The sequence below is a fragment of the Megasphaera sp. MJR8396C genome (assembly GCF_001546855.1).
Taxonomy (GTDB): domain Bacteria; phylum Bacillota; class Negativicutes; order Veillonellales; family Megasphaeraceae; genus Megasphaera.
This window is the reverse complement of record NZ_KQ958188.1, coordinates 1-25,332: the sequence shown is the minus strand read 5'-3', so window position 1 is coordinate 25,332 and position 25,332 is coordinate 1. Positions and strand designations below refer to the sequence as shown.

Below are 25,332 nucleotides of genomic sequence, written 5' to 3'. Positions count from 1 at the left end.
ACAATGCAAACGAAATCACTTTAGTATACCATATCCCCAAAAGAAAGAAAAGTTTGCGCAAACAAGGGCTTTGTGTAATAATAAGAGTTAGTAAGCACTTTGTTAGACTCTATAGAGAAAGGGCACGATATGACAAAAAATTTTCAATCTCTCGGCCTGACGTCTGAACTTTCCGAACTGCTCCACAAGCAGGGAATCGACGAACCGACGGCCGTTCAATCACAAGCCATCCCGGCCCTGTTTAAAGGCCGGGATATACTGGCTCAGGCTCAAACCGGCACGGGAAAGACCCTGGCCTTCCTCTTGCCGTCGCTGCAGCAGATCCGGACCGAAGTCCACGCTGAACAGGTCCTCATCCTGGCACCGACGCGGGAACTGGCCCGCCAAATCGCCGACGTAGCAGCCGATCTGACTCCGGCCCTTGACGTCGACGTCTTAAGCCTCATCGGCGGCAAAACTATCGAAAATCAGCTCCAGAAGCTGCACCGCCACCCGCAGGTCATCATCGGCACACCGGGGCGTCTCCTCGATCACTGCCGCCGCAACTCGCTCGACCTCAGCGGCGTCCGCCGGGTCATCGTCGACGAAGCCGACCAGATGCTGCAGTCGGGCTTTCTCGAAGACGTCGATACCCTCATCGGCCTGACGCCGAAACGCCGGCAGCTCCTCTTCTTCTCGGCTACCGTCCCCGATAAGATCAAGGGCCTGGCCAAAAAGCACATGCAAAATCCCCTGGTCCTGAAGATTCTCGAAGGCGACACCATAGCGCTTGAAAACATCGAACAGCGGATCTACATGATGACCGAAGAGCAGAAACTGCCGAAATTATGCCAGATGCTGACCGAGATGAATCCCTATCTTGCCATCGTCTTCTGCAATACGAAAGAGCGTACCTCTCTTTTAGCCGGAAAACTGATTGCCAAGGGCTTCAACATCGGCGAACTCCACGGCGATATGTCCCAAGGCCGGCGCAACCAGGTCCTGCGCGACTTTGCCAAGGCCAAGACCCAGATTCTGGTCGCCACCGACATCGCCGCCCGCGGCATTGACATCGAAGGCATTACTCACGTCTTTAACTTCGACGTCCCCCACGACGTCGATTACTACATCCACCGCATCGGCCGCACGGGCCGGGCCGGCAGTGAAGGCCTGTCCATCATGTTTGCCACCGGTGCCGATGTCGATTGGGTCCGCCGGATTGAACACAACATCCAGGCGACGATCACCAAATATACCCTGACGGGACAAGTCAAAGTAAAAGCCAGCAGCACCCCGCCGAAGCGGCAAAAGACTTATCGCGACAAGTTACCTGCCAGCACCTATCAAACGACTCGAAGCAAGCGCCATAAACAGCGCCATAAAGGCGGAGACAACCTCCGCCGCCGCTAATGAACGGGAGGTTTTTTATTATGAAACGTTATCTTGCCATGTTCCTCATGTTGTGTACCCTTTTGACGGCCGGATGCTCGACCGCCGTGCCGACGGATTCCCAGCAAAAAGAACAGACCCAAACGCAGCAGCAATCGAAGGATACAAAATCCAATCAGGATACCAAGAGCCAGACGGAATCGAAAGAAAAGGCTGTCGCCACCTTGCCGACCATCGGCGATACGCAAAAAGCCTGGGAAGACGAATGGGGCCATCCCTATTCCCAGGGCGATACGATTCGTGTCTTCCATAACGGCCGCTACCAGGTCGTCTTTGAAAACGGCCGTGCCGTTACGGTCACCATTGCCTTAAAAGACGGCGAAGACCTGAATATCAGCGATCTCCTGCCGGAAGATGCTCAGAAACAGTCGTCCTCGTCGAAAGATATCGGCGGTACGACCATGACTGTCCAGAAATGGCACAGCGATACGCTGGAACAAGCCTTCTCCTCGACGAAGGGTAACTTCACGGTTATGAAACAGTCGGGGACGATCATCATCGACTGCACGCCGAACCTGAAAAAATAACTCTGGAAAATACGCGTACCGATAAAGGACTTGTGAACCGAGTGTTCACAAGTCCTTTTTGTATGCGTTTTCGTTTCAAACGGTCTTCAGATGCTGCGACGAGTTCGGACCGATTGAAAGTCTCAAACGCCCCTTACAGCAGTTTATCGTAGGCCAGTTTTTCACCGCCTTGAAAGACGATGACGCCGCAGTGGACAAAGCCCTGTTTTTCCAAAATGTGCTGCATCCGCTTATTGGGAAAATCCGTATCGACGCGGATATTTCTCACCCCTTGTTCTAAACAAAATCTTTCAATAAGATCAAAGGCGATACCGGCAATCCCCTTTCCTCTGGCCTTTTGGCTGAAGGCCATGCGATGGATGACGGCATAGGGCGTATCGCGTCTCCAGGCGCCTTTAATATCGTCATAGGCCGGCTCACCGGAAAAATCGATACACATATAGCCGATGATATCCCCATCGTTTTTGATGACATAACCTTTTTGGCATTGTATATCCTCGACAATCGTATCGAAGTTGGGATACGATGAGGTCCATTGTTCAAAGCCCTGCTCTTTTTGGAAAGCCCTTCCAGCTTCAATCACTTCATAACACAAGGAAGCGTCGCTCTCTTGTGCAAGTTCCAGCGTATACATTAAAATTCCCCCTTATATTCTATTCTTTCGTTTTCATTTCGAATTCGGAAACTGGCCGTCGAAGCGATGGCCGCCAAGCAAAGGTTGACCAGCCAAAGAGGCCCGTAACCGACGCCGATATCGACAAAAAATCCGCCGAGATAGGCACTGAAAAAGGCGCCGACCTGATGGCCGATCAAGGTAAAGCCATATAAGACGGCCATGTTTTGGGAGCCAAATTTTTTACTGATGATGCCCGATGTCGGCGGTACCGTGGCATCTCCGGAAAGGCCCAATAAGGCTGTCGCCGCAAAGGCGAAGGCCACCGATTTGGGCAAAAACAGAAAGGCCAAGGAGATGACCACCCGGATGGCATAGACGCAGCCTAAGACGTTTTTCATTTTGAATACAGCCCCGAGAAAACCGGTCCCGGCGGCGCCGATCATGGTGGCAATGCCATAGACGGTTAAGGTCAGCGACGCCGTACTGCCGTCGATGCCATAGGATAGATACTGTGAAAATAAATGACTTTCAATGATCGACATATTAAAGCCGCAGGTGCCAAAACCGATGACGATCAACCGGTAATCCCGATCTTTCAAAGCAAAGCGCAGCATAGGAATCAAGGATACGTTTTTAGAAACTGCCTCCTCGCTTCCCTCCTTTTCATTGCCGGAAAGGCCTTTGCGCAAAGAGTGCATCCAGATGACGATGGGAATCATCAGCAGGAACGGAACGGTCAAGGCCTGCATGGCAACGGCAATATCAAACCGTGAAATGGCCAGATTCAAGGCCGGCGACATCAAGGCGTCGCCGATACCGGCACTGGCCTGGACGAGCCCCGAAACGACGGCGGCCCGTTTTTCCCCCAGAATCGGCGTGATAGCCCCCATGATGATGCCAAAGCAAAGGCCCGTCGTACCAAAGGGCAGTAAGAGCCCAAAGAAAAATAACAGGGTCAGTGTGTTGGTACAAAAGGGCGTCGCCACCAATCCGATGACGGTACAGACGATGCCCACCATGATGACAAAGGAATGGGATTTTCTCAAAGCCAGGATTCCCAGAAAGGGTTGGGCAAAACCGTACACCAAGGCGCCGACGCCGATGCAAAAGCTGATCGATACATAGTCGATTCCGGTGCAGGGAATGAGGCCGGTCATCATAATGCCGTAATTGTCGTGGACGCCCTGCATCACGCCATGGACGATACAGGCGGCGATGATAAGGACGATACTTTGAAACAGTGACGTATGTTGTTGTAAGTCTGGTGTCGTTCTTAAGATACTCATAGGACTCCCTCATTGACAGTTTTATTTTTCTCTGTTAGTATAGCATCAACAGATGATTAAATAAAATTGATGTTTTTAATTTTTAACTTCATTTATATTGAACTGTTATGAGGTGTCTATGGACTTAAAATACCTGCAGACCTTTAAAACGATCATTGAACAAGGCGGCTTTACCAAAGCGGCCGAAAAGCTCAACTACACCCAATCGACCATCACCTTCCAAGTCGGTCAATTAGAGCAGGAATTATCGGTAAAACTGTTTGAACGGGTGGGCCGGCGGATGAGGTTAACCAAGGCCGGCGAGCAGTTATATCCTTATGTAACGGACGTCTTAACCTCCGTTGAAAAGTTGACCTGTTTTGAAAATGACTTGTCTGAATACAAGGGAAATTTACGAATCGGCGTCGGCGAAACCCTGCTCTGTTATAAGCTGTCCCCGGTTTTAAAAAAATTTCACGACCGTGCACCCCATGCCAAGTTATTTTTGCAGTCCATGAATTGCTACGACATCCGCAACGAACTCTTGGACGGCACCTTGGACCTCGGCGTGTTCTATGAAAATGTCGGCGGCTTTGGCGACAATCTGACCGTGTCGCCCTTTGGAAATTATCCCATGACCTTGGTCGCCTCGCCCGACATCAAAAAGGAATACGCTGACTTTATCACGCCCAATCAAAAGATTCCCCTGCCCTTCATCATCAACGAACCGACCTGCGTCTTTCGTCAAATCTTCGAAAGATACCTGCAGCGAAAGTCCATCATCCTCGATCATACCATTGAGCTGTGGAGCATCCCGACCATTAAAAATTTAGTCAAAAGCAGCGTCGGCATTTCGTACCTGCCAACCTTTGCCGTCGAAAAGGAATTACAAAACGGCCAATTAGTAGAAATAGAAACGGAATTGACCGATGCCCGCATCTCCGCTGTCTGCGGCTACAACAGCAGCAAGTGGGTCAGCCCTGCTATGGAATTATTTGCCCGTCTCATCGCCGATCATCTGTCATAAGGCTTTGAATCCCGGCCTGACAACGAAATCGCGCAGACTTTTCAGTCAGTGGAGCTCTCCCAAGCTGCGGCGTTCTTCCAAAAACATGAGGCTTTTTTTCGAAACTTCATTGACAAATCCTCTATTTTTTGTTATTATATATAAGTCGTCAGGAACGACAAGCTTATGACTCGGTAGCTCAGCTGGATAGAGTGACTGACTACGAATCAGTAGGTCTAGGGTTCGAATCCCTACCGGGTCACCACAGAGAAAGCTCACACATTTTGTGTGAGCTTTTTTTATATCCTCTTTTAATAAAAAACGTCAAAAAAATCCCTCCGCACGAAGCGAAGGGATTCATAGATTTTATAATTTTCCGATGTCTTTCAGGTACTGGCTGCATTTTTCGCGGATTTCCGGGTTAGCTTCGACTAAGGGCAGGCGAAGGGGGCCGGCAGGAAAACCGAGCATATTGACCATGGTCTTGATGGGAACGGGGCTTACGGTGCAGAAGACGCCTTTCATGAAGGGCAGGTACTTCTGATGAAGGGAGGCTGCCTTTTTGACGTCGCCGTCTTTATAAGCCTGAATCATGGAGTCCATTTCCTTGCCGATGACGTGGCCGGCAACGGTAATGACGCCTTCCCCGCCGACGGCGATGATGGGCAGTGTCAAATTGTCTTCACCGCTGTAGAGGTGGAAGCCTTCCGGGGCATTGGCTGCGACGTAGCCGGCAAAGTCGAGGTTGCCGCTGGCGTCTTTGAGACCGATGATGTTGTCATAGTCACGAGCTAAGCGACAGACCGTTTCCGGTTCGATGCTGCCGCCCGTACGGCCCGGTACGTTGTAGATGAAAAGCGGCAGCGACGTCGCCTTGGCAATGGCCGAAAAATGGGCATAACAGCCATCCTGGTTCGGTTTATTGTAATACGGTACGATGCACAACAAGAGATCGACACCGGTAGCTTCGGCCTTTTTGGCCATGGCAATGGATTCAATCGTATTATTGGTACCGACATTGCCCATGATCAGGGTCTTGCCTTTCAATTCGTCGGCAACGAGTTTAAAAAGCTTGAGCTTTTCATCTTCGGTCATGACGGCACCTTCGCCGGTCGTAGCGCCGAGGAGGATGCCCGAACCATCGTCGGCATACTTCTTGGCCAGTTCGACAGCGGCTTCATAGTTGACGGAACCGTCCTGGTTGAAAGGCGTTATCATGGCAATAATGATGTTCGGAAAAGTTAACATAAAGATTCATCTCCCATCGTGATCTCAGTGAATCATGTCGTGATCCAGCATGTATTCCGCAATCTGCAGGGCATTGAGGGCTGCGCCCTTGCGGATCTGATCGCCGGAAACCCAGAGGTTGACCGCCTTGGGATTGTATAAATCCTTGCGGATACGGCCGACGTAGCAGTCGTATTTTTCCGACGTAAATAAAGGCATGGGGTATTCCATCGCTGCCGGATCGTCCTGAACCTGAGCGCCCGGGAAGGCATCGATGGCCTTGCGAACGGCATCGACGGTCAATTCATCGGCCGTTTCCACATAAATCGATTCAGCATGGCTGCGGAAGACGGGAACGCGGACCGTCGTCGCCGTAATGGCAATGGAGTCATCGTGAAGCATCTTGTGCGTTTCGTTGACCATCTTCATTTCTTCCTTGGTATAATCGTCTTCTACAAACTTGTCGATTTGCGGAATCAGATTAAAGGCAATGGGATAGTGTTTCGGCAGGCTCTTGCTGGGCAGGATCTTCGGTTCCATGTCCCGACCGGCAAGGAAGGCTTCCGTTTCTTCACGCAGTTCGTCGAGGCCTTCTTTTCCGGCACCGGAAACGGCCTGATAGGTGCTGACGATGATCCGTTTGATCGGCGACAGATCGTGGATGGGCTTTAAGGCCATGAGCATGATAATCGTCGAGCAGTTCGGATTGGCAATGATGCCCTTGTGAAGGGCAATGTCTTCGGGATTGACTTCGGGAACGACCAAGGGGACGTTGGGATCCATGCGGAAGGTACTGGAGTTGTCGATGACGACGCAGCCGCGCTTAGCCGCTTCCGGTCCCAATTCTTTACTGACCGAGCCGCCGGCAAAGAGTCCGATATCGACTCCATCGAAGGATTCCGGCTTGGCTTCTTCAACGGTGTATTCCTTCCCATTGACCATCAGCTTCTTACCAGCCGAACGGTGGGATGCCAACAACTTCAATTGGCTGTACGGGAATTTTCGTTCTTCAATCAGGCGGATAAATTCTTGGCCTACGGCACCTGTGGCACCTAAAATCGCTACTACCGGTTCTTTCGTCATAACAAACTTCCTTTCCTCATGGTTCTTTATTTATAAATAGTTTTCCAGTCCGAAGACGAGTCCCGGACGGGAGCTTACCTTTTTGACGGCTAAGATGACGCCGGGCATGAAAGATTTACGGTCGATCGAATCGTGACGGATGGTGAGCAACTCGCCGTATCCCCCAAAGAGGACCTGCTGGTGGGCGACGTAGCCCGGCAGGCGGACACTGTGAATGGGAATGCCGGCAACGGAGGCACCACGGGCACCGTCCAGGCTTTCATGGGTCTTGTCCGGCGCCGGCTGAGCACCGGCTGCTTTCCGCGCTTCGTCAATCTTATCGGCGGTCATGATGGCCGTCCCCGACGGAGCGTCGAGTTTATTATTGTGGTGGAGTTCGATGATTTCGACGTCCGGAAGATAGGGTGCGACTTCCGTCGACAACTTCATCATCAAGACGGCACCGATGGAAAAGTTCGGCGCAATGAAGATACTGGTCTTCTTTTCTAAAGCAAGGGCGTGAAGTTCGTGGCGCTGTTCGGCCGTAAGACCCGTCGTGCCGACGACCATGTTGACGCCGTGCGCTATGCAGGTTTTGGCATTTTTAAAAATGACAGCCGGCGTCGTAAAATCAACGACGACGTCCGGTTTGATATCCTCAAGGGCTTTGGCAAAATCGCCTTCGATGGCAAGGCCCAAATGGCCGACACCGGCGACTTCCCCGACATCTTCTCCGACGTGAGTAATGCTGACACCGCCGGCAACGGTCAGTTCCGGATCTTCAAAGACGGCTTTGACGACCTGGCTTCCCATGCGGCCGTCTGCCCCATTGACTAATACACGAAGCATATTGATTCCCCCTGTAGTTTTATAATTTGATGGCGTATTTCCATTGTGAACGTACCCCCGCTTATAGAAGCGGGAGCTTCCTGCTTCGGCGAGAACTGCATCGTAATCCCGAGGGATTGCGATGTCTGACACTCTCTCCACAGGCGTAGATTCCCGTGCGCCCCACGGTATACCAGATATCATCAAGCTAGCGCGATGTGTTTCGCTTCTTCTCGAATATTTATGGCCGCGTTCTTATCACGATGATGATGCATGCCACATGTCGGACACGTCCATTTTAAAATTATCTTTAACTATATACCTATCGCGGACATTCGTCAACCTGTATCTGTCACTTCGAAGGTTGCCTTACGACCCCTTCACCTGTTGCACGATCTGCCGTGCCGCTTCAATACTGGCTTTAGTCGTATCGTTGCCGGCAAACATGCGGGCGATTTCAAGGACGTGTTCGCCGTCTGAAAGGCTGCGTACCTGAGTGACCGTCCGGCCATCGGCTTCTTTCTTATAGATGAAGAAATGGTGGTCGGCAATGGCCGCCGTCTGCGGCAAGTGAGTGATACAGAAAATCTGTCCCCTGCCAGAGAGTTTCCGGATATGGTCGGCAACCTGAAGGCCCGTCTGACCGCTGATACCGACGTCGATTTCGTCGAAGATCATGGTCTTATCCGAGGTTTGACCGGTCCCGGTCGTCTTCAAGGCCAAGGCGATACGCGAGACTTCACCGCCGGAAGCGATTTTCGCCAAGGGCTGCATGGCTTCCCCCGTATTGGCCGAAAAATAGAGTTCGATACCGGAAGCCCCGTCCGGTGAGATGTCCTTCATGGGCTCTAAGTGAAAGGCGATGCGGCTGTTCGGCATGCCGAGCTTGTTTAAGGTCTCGGTCATGACCTTGCTGAACCGGGCATCGGCCTTATGGCGCAGATCCAGTAAGACAGCAGCCTGACGTCGTACGGCTTGGGCTTCTTTCGCCAGCTGGGCTTCAAGCTTTGCCAGATGGCTTTCCGATTGGTCCAGGCGTTCGTAGTCTGCTTTGGCTTTGGCCAAAAACTGTAAAATGTCAGCCACGGTGACACCGTATTTACGCTTCAATTTTTCAATGGCTGCCATACGTGACTGCATGGCGTCCAAAGCCCGTTCGTCAAAGTCGAAGGAATCGGCATAACGCAGGAGGGCGTCGTGGATATCTTCGATTTCATAGGACAGGGTTTCGACCTTGCCGGAAAGGGCACTGAAGGTATCATCGTAGGTTGAGGCCTTCTCGAGGCTGCGGTGAATCGTCTCCAACTGTTCGATGGCACCGGTCTGGCGCTCACCGCCTTCTAACGCAAAGATGGCATCCCGCAGATTATCCTTCAGGTGTTCCGCATGGGACGCCTTATTGATCTTCCCTTCGAGCTCATCGTCTTCGCCTTCCTTTAACTCCGCCCCTTCGATTTCTTTGATTTGAAACGCCAAGATGCTGAGCATCCGGGCCTTTTCGCCTTCATCGCGGCGGAGGGCTTTGATGGCGCCTTCCGTTTCATGCCACGTACGATAGAGTTCGTCATACGTGTCTCGGGCCTTACGGACGTCGTCATCGAGGCCGTCTAAAATCGCGACGTGATAAGCGGGGTTAAAGATGAGGCTGTTGTCGAACTGGCCGTGGATATCGAGGAGATAATCCCCCAAGCGGCGCAGGACCGCTGTCGGCACCAAGGTGCCGTTGACCAGAATCGTCCCCCTGCCGCTGCGCTGGAACTGGCGGGAGATGATGAGCTGTCCCTCGTCAGCTTCGATGTGATTGGTGGAGAGGAGCCTTACCAGGTCCTCCGGCATGGCTGCAAAAAAGAACGAGCCTTCGACGAGAAAGCCCTCTGTTCCGTGGCGGACGAAGGAGGCCGACGCCCGTTTTCCGGCCAGCATGCCGATGGCGTCGAGGAGGATCGATTTGCCGGCCCCGGTTTCGCCGGTAAAAATCGTCACGCCTTCCCCTAAGTCCAAATGCAGATCTTCAATCAGCGCAAAGTTATGAATGTGCAGGGACTGCAGCATAAGAACCTCATTCCTTCATCAACGATACGATAAGTTTAATCAATTTAGGAACCGTTTCCGTGTCTTTCACAATGAGCAGGACCGTGTCGTCGCCGGCTAAGGTGCCGATGACGTTTTCCCAGCGGGCATGGTCCATAGCAGCGGCAATGTGGTTGGCCGAACCCGGCAAGGTATGGACGATGATCTGATTGTAAGCCGAATCGACGCGGACGATGGAGTCCTGGAAGAGACGGGCCATGCGGTTCTTGGACATAAGCATGTTCTGTTCCGGCGACAAGGCATAGCGATAATGACCGTCACTGGTCGGAACCTTAATCAGCATCAGTTCCTTGATATCACGGGATACCGTCGCCTGGGTGACTTCAATGCCTTCTTCCTGCAGGGCCTTGGCTAATTCCTCCTGCGTTTCAATCGGTCTGGACTGGACAATCTCTTTAATCTTCGTGTAGCGGAATCTTTTCATAATGACCTTTCCCTCTCTTCTGTACGACATATAATAAGGGCGGACAGTGGACCTCATTGACGGGTTTCCACGACGAGACGTGAAAGGCCCCTTGGGGTACGTCCTTCAAAAATGACTGCAGCGCTCGTTCTTCCTGAGCGCCGGCCTCAGTACCGGGATAAGCTGCTATTATAATTATCCCATTTATCGCAATTTTATTCAAGCCTATTTTTATAGCCCTTAGTGTTATTTCATAATCCGTATGGATACGATGATCTCCGGACGGCAAATAGCCTAAATTGAATACCATGACATCGATTTCGTCTGTGACCTTTTCCAGTAGCTGGTCATGAGAACCACACTGGCAGCGGACATCGCGGTCGGTCAGCTTTTCTTCTATCAGCCGCTGTTTCGTCCGTTCAACGGCACAGGGCTGGATATCAAAGGCATAGAGGACGGCATCGGCGGGCATGAGCTTGGCCAAAAAAGCCGTATCATATCCGTTCCCACAGGTCATATCGACAATGACTCCTGCCTGGCGGACATAGGGATCGAGGAGCATATGCGATACCGTAACGGCATTGCGGAATGGATACATATCAATCATTTCCCATCATCTTGGTAAATAAATTACTGTAAAAATAATTTTGGTTAAAGCGAATCAGTTTCAGTACATGGTCGGCTTTTCGGATTTCAAGGGTCATATTGCCCATCAATTCCTGATCCATGACGCCGTCGACAGAGACGCGGACGCTGTTGCGGCTGTGCGCCGACGTAACCGAAATCTGTTCATCGTCACGCAGGACCAGGGGCACTTTAAGGAGCAGATGCGGGCAGATCGGCGTTACCATGATACAGGGCACGCTGGGAGCTGCAATGGGGCCGCCGCTCGAAAAAGTATAGCCCGTACTGCCCGTCGCCGTCGATACGATGAGGCCGTCGCCGGGATACTGCTGAATGAAATGGCCGTTGATGCTGAGATCGACGCGGATCAATTTGCCGACGTTGCCGTGGCCGATGACGATGTCATTGAGGGCATCGGGAAGAGACTGAATCATGCCATCTTCATAGCACAGATCGGCATGGAGCATCATCCGTTCTTCGAGGAAATACTTTCCGGCTAAGATGTCGTCCAACCGTTCTTCCAGGTTTCGCGTTTCGACTTCATAGAGAAAGCCCAGGGAACCGAGGTTGATGCCGCAGATGGGAACGTCGGCTGAGGCAAATTTATTGGCCATCTTGAGGATCGTCCCGTCGCCGCCGAGGACCATGGCGATATCGATGGTGTCGTATATCGTCATCCGCGGCCGGAAGTGTTCGGCCGGAATCTCCTGATAGGCCGGCTGGCAGCTCTCACTGACGTAGGCCGGCAGGTAGTATTCGAGGCCCCGGGCTTCACAAATCCGAATGAGTTCTTTTACGATAGCAGCGCTTTCGCGTTTAACAAGGTTCGGAAAAATACCGATACGCATGAGAAATCACCTACATTTCATGAGATTTACCGACAATATCTTCGACGACGTCATCGGTGATATCGTTGTGACACGGTTCGTCTTTACGGCTGTACAACAGATATTCGATATTGCCGTCGGCCCCCTTTATCGGGGAAAAAGTGAGCCCCAGCGGCGACAGGCCGTGTTCGGCAATGCCGTCGACGACGCGGCGGATGACGTCGCGGTGAACGGCGATATCGCGGACGATGCCGCCCTTTCCGACGTGTTCTCTGCCGGCTTCAAATTGGGGTTTTATCAGAGATACCATGACGCCGCCCGGTGCCAACAGGGGCACGACGGCGGACATGATCTTGAGGAGGGAAATAAAGGAGACGTCGATGGAAATAAAATCGACAGGCTGGCCGATATCCGAGACGGTAACGTTGCGGATATTAGTCCGTTCCATATTGACGACGCGGTCGTCGGTCCGCAGCTTCCAGGCTAACTGCCCGTAGCCGACGTCGACGGCAAAGACTTTCACGGCGCCGCGCTGAAGGGCACAGTCCGTAAAGCCGCCCGTCGAGGCGCCGATATCCATCATCGTCTTTCCCGTAAGGTCGATGGGAAATATTTCCATCGCTTTTTCCAATTTAAGGCCCCCGCGGCCGACGTAGGGAATGGGATTGCCTTTGACGGTAATCTCTACGTCGTCGGCCAGTTTGGTACCGGCCTTATCGACGCGCTGGTTATCAACGAAAACCAGGCCGGCCATGATGGTCGCCTTGGCTTTTTCCCGGCTTTCGGACAAGCCGCGGTTGACGAGGAGTACGTCCAGTCTTTCTTTATGCTGCATACGTTCTTACCTCTCCTATCATTAATGGACCCGGGTCAGCAGGTGTTCGACGAGTTCCTTCAAGAACCAGGCCTTGTCGCCCAAAGGTTCAAGGGCCCTAACGGCCTTATCGGACGCATCCTTTGCCATTTGGCGGGCGTCTTCCAGGGAAAAGATGGTGACATACGTCGCCTTATCGTTTTTCAGGTCGCTGCCGACGGGTTTGCCAAGCAGAGCTTCGTCGCCGACGACATCGAGGATATCGTCGGTAATCTGAAAGGTCAGGCCCATGTAGGTCGCATATTCATCGAGAGCCTTGCGGACAGCCGGTTCGGCATCGGAAACGATGGCCGCCATATCGATGGCCGCTTTGAAGATGACCCCGGTCTTAGAACGATGCAGCAGTTCCATCCCTTCCCGACCGATGTCCATCTTGCCGTCTGAGGCCAGGTCAAAGGCCTGACCGCCGACCATGCCGGACGGACCGGCGGCTTCGGCGATGACGGCAATGCAACGGTTCAATTTGTCCGGATCGATATCCTTCTGACGCGCCAGGAGTTCAAAGGCAAAGGTAAGAAGGCCATCGCCGGCCAAGGTCGCAATGCCGGGTCCGTAAATGACGTGGTTCGTCGGCTTGCCCCGGCGCAGGTCATCGTCATCCATGCAGGGCAGATCGTCGTGAATGAGGGAATAGGTATGGATGCATTCGAGGGCACAGGCCATTTCCGTATAGGGCGCCGCATCGTGACCCAGGGCTTCGATCGTGGCCAGCATGAGAATCGGGCGAATCCGTTTGCCGCCGGCCATGAGGCTGTAATTCATCGATTCATATAAGGGGCCGAACTGAGGCTGCTTCGTCTGAAGGAGCGTCTTCAGGACCTCTTCGATATGATTTTTTTTATCGGTCAAATAGTCTTTAAACATCATAAGTCCAGCACTCCTTCTGCCACGTCAGCTTTTTCATCGCCCTTATCGGCCATGGCCGCGGCTTTCTGGCGGGCATACTCCAAGGCGTCTTCGCAGTCCTTCGATAATTTAACGGCCTTTTCATATAAATCGAGGGACTGTTTCAGCGTCAGGTCCGGCGCTTCGAGGTCGCGGACGAGCTGTTCCAGTTTCTCGTAATTGCTTTCAAAGTTTTTTAGTTTATCCGTCGTTCTTGCCATATCGCTTCACCTCTTTCACGTCTGTCACAATCGTGCCGTCGACAAGCTGTATCTCAAGGGTTTTGTCAGCGGTTACGCTGTCGATGGCGGTAATGATCTTTCCATCCTGTACGAGCTGACCGTAGCCGCGGCGCACGAGGTTTTCCGGATTTAGGCCCTCAAGGCGCCCTTGTAAGGCCATAAGCCGGCTCTGCCCCTGTTCGAGCTGCCGCTGCCACTGATGGCCGGCTCCTTCCATGAGTACGGTCAACTGAGCCTTTTTCATGGCTAAGAAACGGTCATAGTGGGGCAGGTTCAGCCTGCCGGCTGCGGCGTCGACGCGGCGCTGTTCGCTGTCGATACGCCGGACGATCGTCTCATAAGCCCGTTCCGCCAGGGCGGCTAAGTCGAGCTGGGCTTCGCCCATATCAAAAAAGGCCAGTTCTGCCGCATGGGTCGGCGTCGCAGCCCGAATGTCGGCCGCATAGTCGGCCAGGGTCGTATCCGTTTCATGGCCGATGGCCGTAATGACCGGGACCTGAGCGCCATAGATGGCTTTGACAACGTCCGGGCTGTTGAAGCACCACAGGTCTTCCATGGATCCGCCGCCGCGGCCGACGATGAGGATGTCCAGGTCTTTTCGCTTCCCCATCTCATCGATGGCAGCGGCGATGGTCTTATCGACGCCCTCCCCCTGGACGGGGATGGGCCGAAGAACGATATCGGCATAGGGATTGCGCTCGCCGGCAATGCGGCGGATGTCGTGCAGGACGGCGCCCGTCGCCGACGTCAGGACGCCGATACGCCAGGGAAAGCGAGGCAGTTCTTTTTTATGGCTGCTGTCGAAGTAGCCCTTGGCCTCAAGGTCCTTCTTGATCTTTTCATACTGGGCCTGGAGGGATCCCGTCCCCTGGGAAAAGAGCTGTTCAATGATAAAGGAAAGGGCGCCGCCCTTTTCATAGACGTTGACGGCACCGATGACGACGACGTGATCCCCTTCTCGCAGGGCCCGGACGGCGGCCGTGACCCGGCTGCGAAAGACGATGGCCCGAAGGGAGCATTCTTCGTCGCGTATATTCATATAATAATGGCCATTCGACGCCTGCTTCAAGCCGATGACGTTGCCCTCCATGGCAATGCTCTGCAGGCGGTAATCTTTATGTATATCCTCTTTGATGCGGCGGACGACGTCCGTAACCGATGCGTATTTCATCATGCCTTCCCTTCCTGTACGGCCGCCCAAAAAGCGGCTCCCGAAGCATTGTCGGCACTGAAGCCATCCGCTGCAAGGTCGAGTCGGATGTGCTTCTGTTGGCAGTATGTGCCAAGTTCTTGGCGCAGATATGAATTAGACATGACGCCGCCGGCCGCGACCAGGTGGGTCATGCCGTCAGCGACAGCGTAATCGAGTAACCGAGACAGGCCGCGCCAGACCGTAGCCAACGTCCAGCGGCAGATTCGCGGAATGTCGGCCTCGCCGTCCCGGAGGAGCCGCTGTCCCTGCGATTCGGGGCCGGAAAAACTGACTTCCCCGTCTTTAAAAAAGACGTGCGCTCCTTTGAGGGTCCCCGAAAATTCCTGTGACAGTTTATCGACGTGGACGCCGGCCGGAAAAGGCAGGTTCATGGCGACGCCCATGCGGTCGATGAACTGGCCGGCACTGATGTCGCTCGTCCCGCCGATACGGGTAATATCGAGGCCCTTGTCATCGGGAACGGCCCGGACGAGCTCCGTCGTACCGCCTGAGAGATGGATGCCGTAAAAGGGCTCCTGTTCCACCTTCCCCAGACTGCGTAAGACGGCCAACAGATGATTTTCCTGATGGCTCAGGCGATATAAGGGTACCTGCAAGACCGCAGAGAGCGCCCTGGCATAACCGAGGCCTGCCAAAAAGGCCGGCATATACGAATCGTCCCGGCGCCGGGGCTGATCAGTCACGGCCACGGCCCGAATCTTGCGGTCCTTCAGTACCGCCGCTGCCCGTTCAAAGAGGACCGGCAAGTTGCGCGTGTGCTGGTAGACCATATTCGACTGGGACAGGCCGCGGCCGCCCTTAGGCACGGTCAGGATGATGCGTTCATCGGCGGCGATGTCATACGTTTCATCGACCAGGCACAGAGACGTCGTATAGCAGCTGGTGTCGATGCCGAGATAGGTATCCATCAGTCTTTCGACCTTACGTAAGCGCCGAGGATGCCGTTGACGAATTTCGCCGACTTATCCCCGCTGAATTCTTTGGCCAGGATGATGGCTTCATTGAGTACAATGGACGGCGCCAACGTTTCTTTCGGGTAGACCAGTTCGCACAAGGCCAGCCGCAAAATATTACGGTCGATGCGGTTCATCCGTTCGATTTCCCAGCCTTTGACGAAGGGACGGATGATGTCGTCCAGTTCAGCACGGTGAGCCGTCGTCGTTTCGACGAGGTACTGGCTGTATGTATGCCGTTCCGATTCACTCAATTCCGGGCCGTCTTCGGTCAGCATATCCGTCGTGATGAAATCACTTTCCATGATTTCATGTTCACTGTACTGGATGTCATTTTCTTCGTGAAATTCACGGGAATATAAGAGTTCGAGCGCCTCTTGGCGCGCTTTATGTCTGCTCACAAAAAACCTCCTGTTGGTAACTAGTCTGCCGGCGGCAGTACCAAATCTTCTATAGTAACGGAAATATCAAGGCCTTTGGGGTCGGCCATATCCTGCACGGCTCCGGCAGCACGCCTTTGAACGGCTAGGGCTAATTCGTGCAGATCAAAGCCATAGACGGCGCGGACGCCCAGGCGAAGGGAAACGCTGCCGTCTTTTACGGAAACGCTGCACCTCGTCACGGCTTCGACGCCGTCGATATCTTTGGCCGCCGTTTCAGCAATGTTGCGCAGGGCCTTATCACTGACAGCATAGGCAAAATCCTGATTGTCATCCATCTTGACCGGCCTCCTCGAAAACCACTTGCTGGACGATGATGTGAACCGCCGTAACCGGGCAGGCCGTCGCCTTTTCCACGGCATCTTTGACCGTCTTTTGGACTTCCAGTGCGACGTCAGGGATGCGGCAGCCATAGCGGATGAGCAGCCGAACGGTCAGCTCGATCAGTTTGCCGTCAATGGAGACATCGACACCGTGATTGGGCCGGGTCCGGCCCAGTTTTTCAGCTGCTGCATCGGCAATATTCGTTCCCAACGCAGCCACCGACGGAACCTTAGCCGCCGTCAGCGACGCAATGGCGGCAATGACCTGGGAAGAAATATGGATGCTCCCCCATTCGTTGACTTCCGTCGTTTCCATGAACATCACCTCTTTCATCCAAAAAAAGGGGCTGTCGCACGCGCGAAGCCCCTTGAATACCCTATGCTAGCGGCTAACACGGTAATCCGTTAACCTTAAGCTCTGCCGATATACTGGCCGGTTCTCGTATCGATTTGGAGAACTTCGCCTTCATTGATAAAGAGCGGTACTTTGACGACATAACCCGTTTCAAGCGTGGCCGGTTTGCTGCCGCCAGTAGCGGTGTCACCACGGACACCGGGGTCGGTTTCAACGACTTTGAGTTCAACGGAAGCCGGCAGGTCGATGCCGATGACTTTGCCTTTGAACATCATGACCGATACATTCATTTCTTCCTTGAGGAAGTTAGCTGCATCGCCGAGGGAGTCTTTGTTCAATTCAATCTGTTCATACGTTTCGTTGTCCATGAAACAGTACATGCCTTCATTTTCATAAAGGTACTGCATCTGGCGGCGGTCGACGTGGCCGTCCTGAACCTTTTCGCCGGCATTCCAGGTACGTTCGATAACGGCACCGGTTTCGAGGTTTTTAATCTTAGCGCGTACGAAGGCAGCGCCTTTACCCGGTTTTACATGCTGAAATTCAACAACCTGCCATACCTGGCCGTCGATTTCAATCGTTACGCCTGGTCTGAAATCATTACTAGTAATCATGTGTAAACTCCTCCTATAACAGCTCCATCAATTCTTTGGGTGTTTTGGTTAAAATTTCACAGCCGTCGGCTGTTACGGCAACGGAATCCTCAATGCGGACGCCAAACTTGCCTTCTATGTACAGTCCCGGTTCGACCGTGACTATCATATTCTCTTGTAAGACACCGGTCGAGCGGGGTGACAGCACTGGCTGTTCATGAATTTCAAGCCCCGTCCCATGTCCCAGGGAATGCGTAAAATATTGACTGACGTGATAGCCGGCAAAATAGTTGCGTACGGCATAATCAATGGCCCGGCAGGAACTCCCGGCCTTTACCAGGGATACGCCCATCTTCTGCCCTTCTAAGATGAGATTGTAGAAATCCTTTTGGGCCTGCGTCGCCTTACCGACGACGACGGTCCGGGTAATGTCGGAATGATAGCCATCCCAGACGGCACCGAAATCAAAGGTAACGAAATCGCCCTTTTCAATGACCTTAGGGCTGGCTGTACCGTGAGGCATGGCCGAGCGCTTGCCCGAGGCGACGATCGTCGTAAAGGATTTTTCTTCAGACCCGAGAAGCAGCATATTGCTTTCAAGACGAGCGGCCATTTCTTTTTCCGTAACGCCTGGCTTGATGTAAGGCAGGAGATCCGAAAAAGCCTGATCGGCAATCTGGCTGGCTTTGCGCGTCGCTTCCAATTCGTACGATTCTTTCACGGCCCGAAGACCGGTCATGTCGCAGGGAAGGAAGCCGCAGAGCGCTCCGTCGGCAATGGCTTCATATAAATAATGGGTCATAAAGTTTTCTTCATAGGCCGCAACGCCCAAGTCCATGTCGGTCAGAGACTGGCGTATGGAGCGGGCCAAGGCACCCTGATGATTTTCGATGTCATACCACGAGCCCGACTGCTGTACGGCCTGTTCCGTATAACGGGAATCCGTCCACAGTACGGCCTTATCAAGGCCGATGACCAAGGCCCCTTCGCCGCCGGTAAAACCGCTGAAGTAACGCAGGTTCTCGGGCTGAACGATAATGGCGCCGTCGGCATCGTGTGCTTCGAGGAAGGCACGCAAATCGGCAATTCGTTGTTCTATCATACTATCACCTTATATTAATTCAATCATATTTTATAATACCATATTTTATCTTGCCTGAAAAGGTAAAAAATCAAAAGGATATATTATCCGTTATAACGACAAGCTACGTCGCTCGTCATCGGTCAGCGGGCGAAACTCACCGGGCTGCAAGTTTTCATCGAGGAACACCGGGCCAATAGACCGGCGATGGAGTTTCGTCACCGTAAGTCCGACGGCGGCACACATGCGCTTGACCTGGTGGAACTTTCCTTCTTCGACGACGACGGCAATCGTATGGTCGCCCGTCTGTTCGGCCGCTGCCGGCAGGCATTCGAGACCGTCAGACAGGACGATACCGGCGGCGAAGCGCTCCCCGATATCGGCGGGGATATCGCCTTCAACGACGGCTTCATAGCGCTTAGGCTGATGCTTTTTCGGCGACGTAATACCGTGGGCCCAGGTACCGTCGTTGGTCAAAAACAAAAGGCCCGTCGTATCTTTATCCAGCCGGCCCACGGGAAACAATCGGCTGCCCTGATACTTTTGCGGCAAGAGGTCGATAACCGTCTGCGACACGTTGTCTTCCGTAGCCGAGACGACGCCAGAGGGCTTATAGAGCATGAGATAAATATATTCTTCGTACGATACGATCTGGCTGCCAACGGCAACGACGTCCTGATCGGGGTCGACCTTGCGGCTGCTGTCGCGGCAGATGTCGCCGTTTATCGTGACCTGACCACTCTTACATAAGTCTTTTAATTCCTTCCTCGTCCCCCAGCCCGTATGGCCCAGGAGTTTATCGAGGCGCATGGCCTTTCCCATAAGCGATCCTTATAAGGAAGGCATCTTGTCCCATTGGGGCAGATAGCCCGCCGTACCTTCTAAATGGCGGGTACTGTTGAGGAGGGTCAAGACGTTGCGGTCGCCGTAATATTCCACGACATTAAAGGCCGTATTGAACTGCTGGAAGCACCAGATGCGACGCATATCGAGGCCCAAGAGGCCAAAGAGGAGGCAGCGCAGGGCCGCACCGTGAGAGACGATGAAAACGCTGTCGCCGTCCTTATGCTTAGAAAGGATGTCGCGGGTCCCTTTCAAGATGCGGTCCCGGACCTGGCAGAACGATTCGCCACCGCGAGCCGGGAGAGACCCGTCAGAGGCATAGACAGCTTCCAGTTCGCCCGGCCATTTGGTCGTAATCTCTTCATACGTATGGCCTTCCCATTCGCCAAAGTCGGCTTCCTTCAACGATTCATCGGGGATGACCGACAAGCCGTGCGGCGCCGCTACGCATTCCGCCGTGGCCATGGCCCGCTGGAGGGTACTGCTGTATACGGCATCGAGGTGGGTATGGCTGAAAAAATCGCCGAGGCATTTGGCCTGTTCCAGCCCGTGGGCATTGATGGGTACATCGGTAGAACCTTGGTACCACTGCTGTACGTTTCCGTCCGTTTCACCGTGACGCGCTAAATATAATGTAATCATGAATATCCTCCATTATCGAAAATCCATAAAATTCTTCTTCGTGTCGTCTCTCCTTACGAAAAAGGACGGACGCCGTAAAACAGGCGCCGTCCCGAGGGCGAGACATAGATATTATAACAGGAAATGAACGGCCTTGCTACCGATAACGACGAGAAGGAGCAAAACCATTTCACTGCCTTCGATGACGGCGCCGTAGGTATCGCCGGTGACGCCGCCGAGTTTGCGGCTGATGCCAAGGTTGGCCCATAAGGACAAGATCATGGCCGCCCCTAAGAAGGCCAAATAAAAAGGCCCGCAAAGAAAGACGGGCAGCAGGGCCAGCACCAGGGCCTTGGCCGTCGTGTGAGGCGGCGCATAGGTAACAAAGGCCTTCCCCAAGCCCTCTTTCCGGGCATAGGGAAACTGAAAGATGCTAATCAGCGTTCCAAACCGGACTGCCGCCGGGACGGCCACGAGGCTCAGCATCGCCGCTTTCGGTTCGAGCTGGCTCAAAAAGGTCACTTTTAAAAGGACCAAAAAGACGAAGGCCATGACGCCGCCGGAACCGACGCGGCTGTCCTTCAGGATTTCCAGCATCCGTTCCCGGCTGCGGCCGGAAAAAAGGCCGTCGGCCGTATCCATATAGCCATCGGCATGGAGACCGCCCGTCAAATAGAACCAAAAGGCCACGACCAAGACGGCGCGGCCAAAAGGATCAAGGATAAAGGAAAGAGCGCCGTACAGCGCCGATAGTAATAGGCCGATGACAAGGCCTACGAGGGGAAAGAAAAGGACGGAGCGGCCAAAGTCTTCGTCCGTCCAAACCTCCTGGGAGGCCAGGTGGATCCGCGATAAAAATTGTAGGGCAATGAGAAAAGCCTTCATGGTTTCACCTCCGGCAAGATCACGGCCCGATGCTTCCACTCCGTCGTAATGCCGCAAACGGAGACGTAGACTTCGTCGGCCTCGCGGGCCGCTTCCTGATTGATGCGGCCGATGAGATCCCGATAGAGGCGGCTGACCTGTTCCATAGGCACGATGCCGCAGCCCAGCTCATTGGTGACAAAAACGGCCGTCACGCCGGCTTTTCGAAAGCCTTTCACGATGGCTCTAAGCTCCGCCAAGGCGCCGTCTATGACGGTTTCGTCGTCGTCTCCATCATGGGCCCAGAGATAATTTGAAAAATAAATCGTCAGGCAGTCGACGAGGACGACATCGGCGGTCTGGCAAAGGTCGCCGAGGACGGCGGGCAAGTGATCGGGCACTTCCCAAGTCGCCCACGATGCCGGTCGGCGCTTTTGGTGAAGGGCGATGCGCCGGGCCATTTCCTCGTCAGACACCGTAGCCGTCGCCACATAGGCATGACGGCCGGGCAGGACCGCAGCGTAGCGCTCGGCAAAGTCGCTCTTTCCGCTCCGGGCCCCGCCCGTTACCAATACGATCTTCGAATTTCCCATCATTTCTTGATTTCCGAATACAGATGGAACACTTCCGGCAACACGATCTTTTCCATGCCGATTTTAATCAGACTGGGAAGAGCCGGCAGGCAGTAGACCTGGCACTGGTGAATGATGCCGGCCGTCGCCCGATAGGCCATGGCCTGAACGCCGCAGACCCGCCGATAGGCAAAATAGGTCATCATCTCGCCAAAGGCCGGGATCGTTTTATCGAAGAGAGCTTCCACGGTCTCGACGGTCACGTCCCTTTTTGCAATCCCCGTACCGCCGCTGGTAATGACCAGGTCGACACTGCATACCCATTCATGGAGATGGCGCTCGATTTCAGCCCGGTCGTCCTTCACGATCTGATAGTCGACGACCTGGTGGCCGTGCTGCGCCAACAGCGACTGAATGAGCAAGCCGTTCGTATCGTCGGAAAAGGTACGGCTGTTGCTGATAGTAAGAATGGCTGCCCGCAACGGGTGTTCTTCTGTTTTTTTGTGATTCAAAGTAAAACCCTCCTAACTCAGGACTCGTACGATGCTGCGATCGAAAAGGGGTCTTGTCCTTCTAAGAGTCCCTGGAGAAAATAAGGAATAAATATTTCGCTGACGACCGACTTGTCGTAGTGCCGCTCTTCATTGCCGTCGGACACGGTGATTCCCTGACCGATTGCCAAGGTCACGGCGCAGTTCGGGCCGCCCGTAGGCAGGATATCGCCGTGAGTCCAAAGGACGGTCGCCTTGTACCGCCACGGATAGGGATCGTCTTCCTCGTCGTCGCAGTCATTGACTTCCGCGGCTACGATGAGGCCGTTGTCCCGGGCCAGTTCCGCCGTATGGAAGACGAACTGCGTATATTCATCTTCCGACGTCGCCGCCGCTTCCGAAATATACAGCAAGGGAAAGTCTTCCCATAAGACGTGTTCTGAAATAAATTCTTCCGTCGGCGCGATATCGGCTTCTTCTTCGACAAAAGACGTATGCAGATTATAGGCCGCACAGATCTCTTCCGCGTTGTCGCCGGCGTTGAGCGGATAGACGTGAAACCCTAATTTTTGAAATCCTTCGGTCACGTGAATATCCAGTCCGTGTTTCGATTCATCTTCCTGCCAAAAGACAAAAGGCAGTCCAATGTATATCACATCCACTATTATCACCTCTATAATTATAGTATTCGACCTAAGCTGTCTAAACTCCTACTTCTACAATATATATTCTTGTATTGTCTGTCAATTCCTATATAATATATTTATAGCCAATACGGCCTTTCTAAAAAGGCCAGAAAGGAAGTATGCCTTATGTTCAAAAAAACGGCCAGTCTTGCCGTCTCCTTCTTGTTTTTGTTGACCCTTTTCGCCTCGGCGAATAATTTTCTCGACAACAATCCCCGCTTCGTCCAGGTCGGCCACGACGATACGACGGAATCGTACATCGATATGAGTACGATCCAGTCCGTCCGCTACGACCCGCCGTACTACATCATCCGGGCGACGGTTGTGACCTACGATTATGCCAACAATACCTTACAAGGATATGATAACAATTTTTTCTACAATTTTAAATCCCAATCGGTAAAAACCCAGACCCTCGGCGACGTCGGCTACGACCCGGCAGGCAATATCCTGTCCACCCTGGCCCTGGCCAATCCGGAAGTCAAGACGACAGACCGCCTCTCGGCCAATGGCAATGCGGCCAACCGGGCGTTCCGGGCCTGCTACAACATGAATTTTTTCCAAGAATAATACACTGAAAAGGATTGATAGTTATGGATCCCATCATCCACATCGTAACCACGGTCGCCACAATCATCTTCATCGGAGCCGTCCTCTACTCCCTGACGTCGGCCCTGCGAAAAAAGCGGCGCAAGGCAAAGTATGAAAAAGACCTGGTAACCAAAGTCCACGTGAAGGTCGACAACCTCCATCAATACGACATTAAGCCGGAAAAAGGCTACTACAAATATCCCCTCGTAGAAAAAGGGAAACTCCGCCGCTTCCCCCAGCACTTTACGGCCGTTTCCATCGAGCTTGCCAATGAACAGCCTTATTCCATCTGTCTCCTGGCCCTGGCCGAATTCGACAAGGGCGAGCTAAAAGACACGCGGTACTTTTACATCCGTCCGCCAGAAAACAACCTGTCGGCCACGGGAGGCCGGCACCGCTGGGAAGATCTGTCCAAAGCCGATGAATTCGGTGAATACTGGCAGGCCGGCCTTGAAAAACTCATCGAAGGCAAGACCCTCGTCGCCCACAACGCCCCCTTCGTCTTCGGCTGCATCACCCACGCCCTTCACATTTACGGCATCAAGGCTCCGTCCTTCCGCTATGCCGATACGATGGAAGCCGCCAAAAAATACTACCATTTCTCGTCCAATAAGATCGACGCCATCTGCGACGAAATGGATATCAAGACGGAAGAAGGCAATCTCCTCAGCAAGGCCATCGGCATCGGGAAATTCTTCCTGGAAGCCAAGAAGGACTATCCCCTCTACCTGCCGTCCCTGACCTATGTCGAAAAGGAACCGACTGCTGACGACCGCAAGGCCGCCTACATCGCCGCCGTCGAACGCGAAGAAGGGACGCCGGAGGAAATGGCCGCCCCGGAACAGCCGGACCTGGCCCTCATCAAAGACCTGGTCGACACGGGCTGCCTCATGACTGGAAAACAGGCCGGCACCTACTATGCCGCCGACAAAGGCCTGACCCTTTTAGAACAGGCCGACTGACATCGAACCTTTTCTCTTATTTTTACACATCAAAAAAGCGCTGTCTTTTACAAGACAACGCTTTTTTATCATACTCAAATAATTCTTATTTGGAGTACAATTCGACGATCAGTGTTTCGTTGATTTCTACAGGGATTTCGTCGCGTTCAGGCATACGGGTAAGAGTGCCTTCAAAGCCATCGAAATTCTTTTCAACGTAGGGAACGTCGAAGGTTTTTAATTCCTGGAAGGATTTTTTGTACATTTCGTTAGAACGGGAATCTTCTTTCAGCGTGATAACCGTGCCAACTTTTACGTGTGCCGACGGAATATCGCAGCGTTTGCCATTGACCAAAATGTGGCCGTGGTTGACCATCTGGCGTGCCTGGCGGATAGAGTTAGCAAAACCGATACGGTATACTAAGTTATCCAAGCGGCATTCCAATAATTTCAGCATGTTCTGGCCCGTTACGCCTTCCATCTTCTTGGCTTTATCATAATAACGGACAAACTGACGTTCGAGCAAATTGTAGTATGCGCGAAGTTTCTGTTTTTCCAATAACTGCGTGCCATATTCAGACATTTTTTTCTGACGCTGATCTTTACGTACGCGTTTTAATGCCTTAGGGTGTCCGTACACATTAACTCCGAACCGGCGACATTCCTTAAAACGCGGGTCTCTCCTCGTTGCCATTTTCTACATCACCTCATATTAGTAATTCAAAAAATAAATTTTGCTCACGCAATGTATTAATGTTACCACAAGGACCCGCAGCCTGTCAAGTGGCTTATGGCCTGTCTTTTCCGACTTCAGTCGAGACCAAGATATTTTTCATCTAAATGCGGGCAGGATACTCCGA

At 53.1% G+C, this 25,332-nt stretch carries 32 protein-coding genes and 1 tRNA gene; 6 read left to right on the top strand and 27 right to left on the bottom strand.

The genetic code is table 11. The annotated features are described in order from the left end of the window. Positions 1-129 precede the first annotated feature (129 nt). Both HMPREF3201_RS06495 and HMPREF3201_RS06490 read left to right on the top strand, forming a co-directional pair. On the top strand, positions 130-1,389 hold the full coding sequence (locus tag HMPREF3201_RS06495; RefSeq protein ID WP_062412285.1) for a DEAD/DEAH box helicase: 1,260 nt from the start codon (positions 130-132) through the stop codon (positions 1,387-1,389). 20 nt (positions 1,390-1,409) lie between these two features. After that, a complete protein-coding gene (locus HMPREF3201_RS06490; protein ID WP_062412284.1) occupies positions 1,410-1,955 on the top strand; it encodes a hypothetical protein in 546 nt (181 codons plus the stop codon). 133 nt (positions 1,956-2,088) lie between these two features. On the opposite strand, the gene HMPREF3201_RS06485 is transcribed toward HMPREF3201_RS06490, so the two are convergent. Both HMPREF3201_RS06485 and HMPREF3201_RS06480 read right to left on the bottom strand, forming a co-directional pair. Continuing rightward, the gene (locus HMPREF3201_RS06485; protein ID WP_062412283.1) at positions 2,089-2,589 is read right to left on the bottom strand and encodes a GNAT family N-acetyltransferase; all 501 of its coding nucleotides are present in this window, start codon (positions 2,587-2,589) and stop codon (positions 2,089-2,091) included. After that, on the bottom strand, positions 2,589-3,857 hold the full coding sequence (locus tag HMPREF3201_RS06480; protein WP_062412282.1) for an MFS transporter: 1,269 nt from the start codon (positions 3,855-3,857) through the stop codon (positions 2,589-2,591). Before HMPREF3201_RS06480 ends, HMPREF3201_RS06485 begins: the two co-directional genes overlap by 1 nt. 118 nt (positions 3,858-3,975) lie before the next feature. Here HMPREF3201_RS06480 and HMPREF3201_RS06475 point away from each other — a divergent pair, with 118 nt between their 5' ends. Then, positions 3,976-4,863 (top strand): LysR family transcriptional regulator, encoded by an 888-nt coding sequence (locus HMPREF3201_RS06475; protein ID WP_062412281.1) that lies wholly within the window; start codon positions 3,976-3,978, stop codon positions 4,861-4,863. 167 nt (positions 4,864-5,030) lie between these two features. Further along, positions 5,031-5,107: transfer RNA gene (locus HMPREF3201_RS06470), tRNA-Arg, on the top strand. Between the two features lie 101 nt (positions 5,108-5,208). On the opposite strand, the gene dapA is transcribed toward HMPREF3201_RS06470, so the two are convergent. The 24 genes from dapA to HMPREF3201_RS06355 all read right to left on the bottom strand — a co-directional run bounded on the left by dapA (position 5,209) and on the right by HMPREF3201_RS06355 (position 22,910). After that, the gene (gene dapA / locus HMPREF3201_RS06465; RefSeq protein WP_062412280.1) at positions 5,209-6,090 is read right to left on the bottom strand and encodes a 4-hydroxy-tetrahydrodipicolinate synthase; all 882 of its coding nucleotides are present in this window, start codon (positions 6,088-6,090) and stop codon (positions 5,209-5,211) included. A 24-nt stretch (positions 6,091-6,114) separates the two neighbouring features. Continuing rightward, positions 6,115-7,152 carry an aspartate-semialdehyde dehydrogenase gene (locus tag HMPREF3201_RS06460; protein ID WP_062412279.1) on the bottom strand — a complete coding sequence of 346 codons (1,038 nt, stop codon included), beginning with the start codon at positions 7,150-7,152 and terminating at the stop codon, positions 6,115-6,117. A gap of 30 nt (positions 7,153-7,182) precedes the next feature. Continuing rightward, complete coding sequence (gene dapB / locus HMPREF3201_RS06455) at positions 7,183-7,980, bottom strand: 4-hydroxy-tetrahydrodipicolinate reductase (protein WP_062412278.1); 798 nt, start codon at positions 7,978-7,980, stop codon at positions 7,183-7,185. Between the two features lie 182 nt (positions 7,981-8,162). Next, positions 8,163-8,264: a transposase gene (locus HMPREF3201_RS11415; protein ID WP_227163232.1), complete on the bottom strand. Its 102-nt coding sequence runs from the start codon at positions 8,262-8,264 to the stop codon at positions 8,163-8,165. 64 nt (positions 8,265-8,328) lie between these two features. Beyond that, on the bottom strand, positions 8,329-10,011 hold the full coding sequence (recN, locus tag HMPREF3201_RS06450; RefSeq protein ID WP_062412277.1) for a DNA repair protein RecN: 1,683 nt from the start codon (positions 10,009-10,011) through the stop codon (positions 8,329-8,331). A 7-nt stretch (positions 10,012-10,018) separates the two neighbouring features. Next, positions 10,019-10,474 carry an arginine repressor gene (gene argR / locus HMPREF3201_RS06445; protein ID WP_044504422.1) on the bottom strand — a complete coding sequence of 152 codons (456 nt, stop codon included), beginning with the start codon at positions 10,472-10,474 and terminating at the stop codon, positions 10,019-10,021. Further along, entirely contained in the window at positions 10,446-11,060 is a 615-nt protein-coding gene (locus HMPREF3201_RS06440; RefSeq protein WP_062412276.1) for a tRNA 5-(aminomethyl)-2-thiouridylate-methyltransferase MnmM, read from the bottom strand. Before HMPREF3201_RS06440 ends, argR begins: the two co-directional genes overlap by 29 nt. Further along, entirely contained in the window at positions 11,053-11,925 is an 873-nt protein-coding gene (locus HMPREF3201_RS06435) for an NAD(+)/NADH kinase (RefSeq protein WP_062412275.1), read from the bottom strand. Before HMPREF3201_RS06435 ends, HMPREF3201_RS06440 begins: the two co-directional genes overlap by 8 nt. A gap of 10 nt (positions 11,926-11,935) precedes the next feature. Next, complete coding sequence (locus HMPREF3201_RS06430) at positions 11,936-12,739, bottom strand: TlyA family RNA methyltransferase (protein WP_062412274.1); 804 nt, start codon at positions 12,737-12,739, stop codon at positions 11,936-11,938. Between the two features lie 21 nt (positions 12,740-12,760). After that, a complete protein-coding gene (locus tag HMPREF3201_RS06425; protein WP_062412273.1) occupies positions 12,761-13,645 on the bottom strand; it encodes a polyprenyl synthetase family protein in 885 nt (294 codons plus the stop codon). After that, positions 13,642-13,884, bottom strand: a complete 243-nt coding sequence (gene xseB, locus HMPREF3201_RS06420; RefSeq protein WP_062412272.1) for an exodeoxyribonuclease VII small subunit — start codon at positions 13,882-13,884, stop codon at positions 13,642-13,644. The genes HMPREF3201_RS06425 and xseB overlap by 4 nt, the downstream gene beginning before the upstream one ends. After that, positions 13,865-15,079: an exodeoxyribonuclease VII large subunit gene (gene xseA, locus HMPREF3201_RS06415; protein WP_227163231.1), complete on the bottom strand. Its 1,215-nt coding sequence runs from the start codon at positions 15,077-15,079 to the stop codon at positions 13,865-13,867. Before xseA ends, xseB begins: the two co-directional genes overlap by 20 nt. Beyond that, positions 15,076-16,026 carry a tRNA (adenosine(37)-N6)-threonylcarbamoyltransferase complex transferase subunit TsaD gene (locus HMPREF3201_RS06410; protein WP_062412271.1) on the bottom strand — a complete coding sequence of 317 codons (951 nt, stop codon included), beginning with the start codon at positions 16,024-16,026 and terminating at the stop codon, positions 15,076-15,078. Before HMPREF3201_RS06410 ends, xseA begins: the two co-directional genes overlap by 4 nt. Beyond that, a complete protein-coding gene (gene nusB, locus HMPREF3201_RS06405; protein WP_062412270.1) occupies positions 16,026-16,472 on the bottom strand; it encodes a transcription antitermination factor NusB in 447 nt (148 codons plus the stop codon). Before nusB ends, HMPREF3201_RS06410 begins: the two co-directional genes overlap by 1 nt. Positions 16,473-16,492: 20 nt before the next feature. Further along, positions 16,493-16,789 (bottom strand): Asp23/Gls24 family envelope stress response protein, encoded by a 297-nt coding sequence (locus HMPREF3201_RS06400; RefSeq protein ID WP_062412269.1) that lies wholly within the window; start codon positions 16,787-16,789, stop codon positions 16,493-16,495. Beyond that, positions 16,782-17,150, bottom strand: a complete 369-nt coding sequence (locus tag HMPREF3201_RS06395; RefSeq protein WP_062412268.1) for an Asp23/Gls24 family envelope stress response protein — start codon at positions 17,148-17,150, stop codon at positions 16,782-16,784. Before HMPREF3201_RS06395 ends, HMPREF3201_RS06400 begins: the two co-directional genes overlap by 8 nt. 95 nt (positions 17,151-17,245) lie before the next feature. Further along, on the bottom strand, positions 17,246-17,803 hold the full coding sequence (gene efp / locus HMPREF3201_RS06390) for an elongation factor P (protein ID WP_062412267.1): 558 nt from the start codon (positions 17,801-17,803) through the stop codon (positions 17,246-17,248). A 13-nt stretch (positions 17,804-17,816) separates the two neighbouring features. Next, on the bottom strand, positions 17,817-18,884 hold the full coding sequence (locus HMPREF3201_RS06385) for a M24 family metallopeptidase (RefSeq protein ID WP_062412266.1): 1,068 nt from the start codon (positions 18,882-18,884) through the stop codon (positions 17,817-17,819). Between the two features lie 90 nt (positions 18,885-18,974). Continuing rightward, complete coding sequence (locus HMPREF3201_RS06380; protein ID WP_062412265.1) at positions 18,975-19,685, bottom strand: pseudouridine synthase; 711 nt, start codon at positions 19,683-19,685, stop codon at positions 18,975-18,977. A gap of 9 nt (positions 19,686-19,694) precedes the next feature. Next, the gene (locus tag HMPREF3201_RS06375; protein WP_062412264.1) at positions 19,695-20,348 is read right to left on the bottom strand and encodes a histidine phosphatase family protein; all 654 of its coding nucleotides are present in this window, start codon (positions 20,346-20,348) and stop codon (positions 19,695-19,697) included. A gap of 111 nt (positions 20,349-20,459) precedes the next feature. Then, positions 20,460-21,212, bottom strand: a complete 753-nt coding sequence (cobS, locus tag HMPREF3201_RS06370) for an adenosylcobinamide-GDP ribazoletransferase (protein WP_062412263.1) — start codon at positions 21,210-21,212, stop codon at positions 20,460-20,462. Next, on the bottom strand, positions 21,209-21,784 hold the full coding sequence (cobU, locus tag HMPREF3201_RS06365) for a bifunctional adenosylcobinamide kinase/adenosylcobinamide-phosphate guanylyltransferase (protein WP_062412298.1): 576 nt from the start codon (positions 21,782-21,784) through the stop codon (positions 21,209-21,211). The genes cobS and cobU overlap by 4 nt, the downstream gene beginning before the upstream one ends. Continuing rightward, positions 21,784-22,275, bottom strand: coding sequence for a MogA/MoaB family molybdenum cofactor biosynthesis protein (locus HMPREF3201_RS06360; protein ID WP_044504439.1), 492 nt, complete (start codon positions 22,273-22,275; stop codon positions 21,784-21,786). Before HMPREF3201_RS06360 ends, cobU begins: the two co-directional genes overlap by 1 nt. A 17-nt stretch (positions 22,276-22,292) precedes the next feature. Further along, the gene (locus HMPREF3201_RS06355; RefSeq protein ID WP_227163228.1) at positions 22,293-22,910 is read right to left on the bottom strand and encodes a hypothetical protein; all 618 of its coding nucleotides are present in this window, start codon (positions 22,908-22,910) and stop codon (positions 22,293-22,295) included. A 156-nt stretch (positions 22,911-23,066) separates the two neighbouring features. Between HMPREF3201_RS06355 and HMPREF3201_RS06350 the strand changes: the two genes are divergently transcribed. Both HMPREF3201_RS06350 and HMPREF3201_RS06345 read left to right on the top strand, forming a co-directional pair. Next, positions 23,067-23,510: a hypothetical protein gene (locus tag HMPREF3201_RS06350; RefSeq protein ID WP_062412261.1), complete on the top strand. Its 444-nt coding sequence runs from the start codon at positions 23,067-23,069 to the stop codon at positions 23,508-23,510. Between the two features lie 23 nt (positions 23,511-23,533). Beyond that, complete coding sequence (locus HMPREF3201_RS06345; protein WP_062412260.1) at positions 23,534-24,493, top strand: exonuclease domain-containing protein; 960 nt, start codon at positions 23,534-23,536, stop codon at positions 24,491-24,493. Between the two features lie 85 nt (positions 24,494-24,578). On the opposite strand, the gene rpsD is transcribed toward HMPREF3201_RS06345, so the two are convergent. Beyond that, positions 24,579-25,166: a 30S ribosomal protein S4 gene (rpsD, locus tag HMPREF3201_RS06340; RefSeq protein ID WP_062412259.1), complete on the bottom strand. Its 588-nt coding sequence runs from the start codon at positions 25,164-25,166 to the stop codon at positions 24,579-24,581. Between the last annotated feature and the right edge of the window lie 166 nt (positions 25,167-25,332).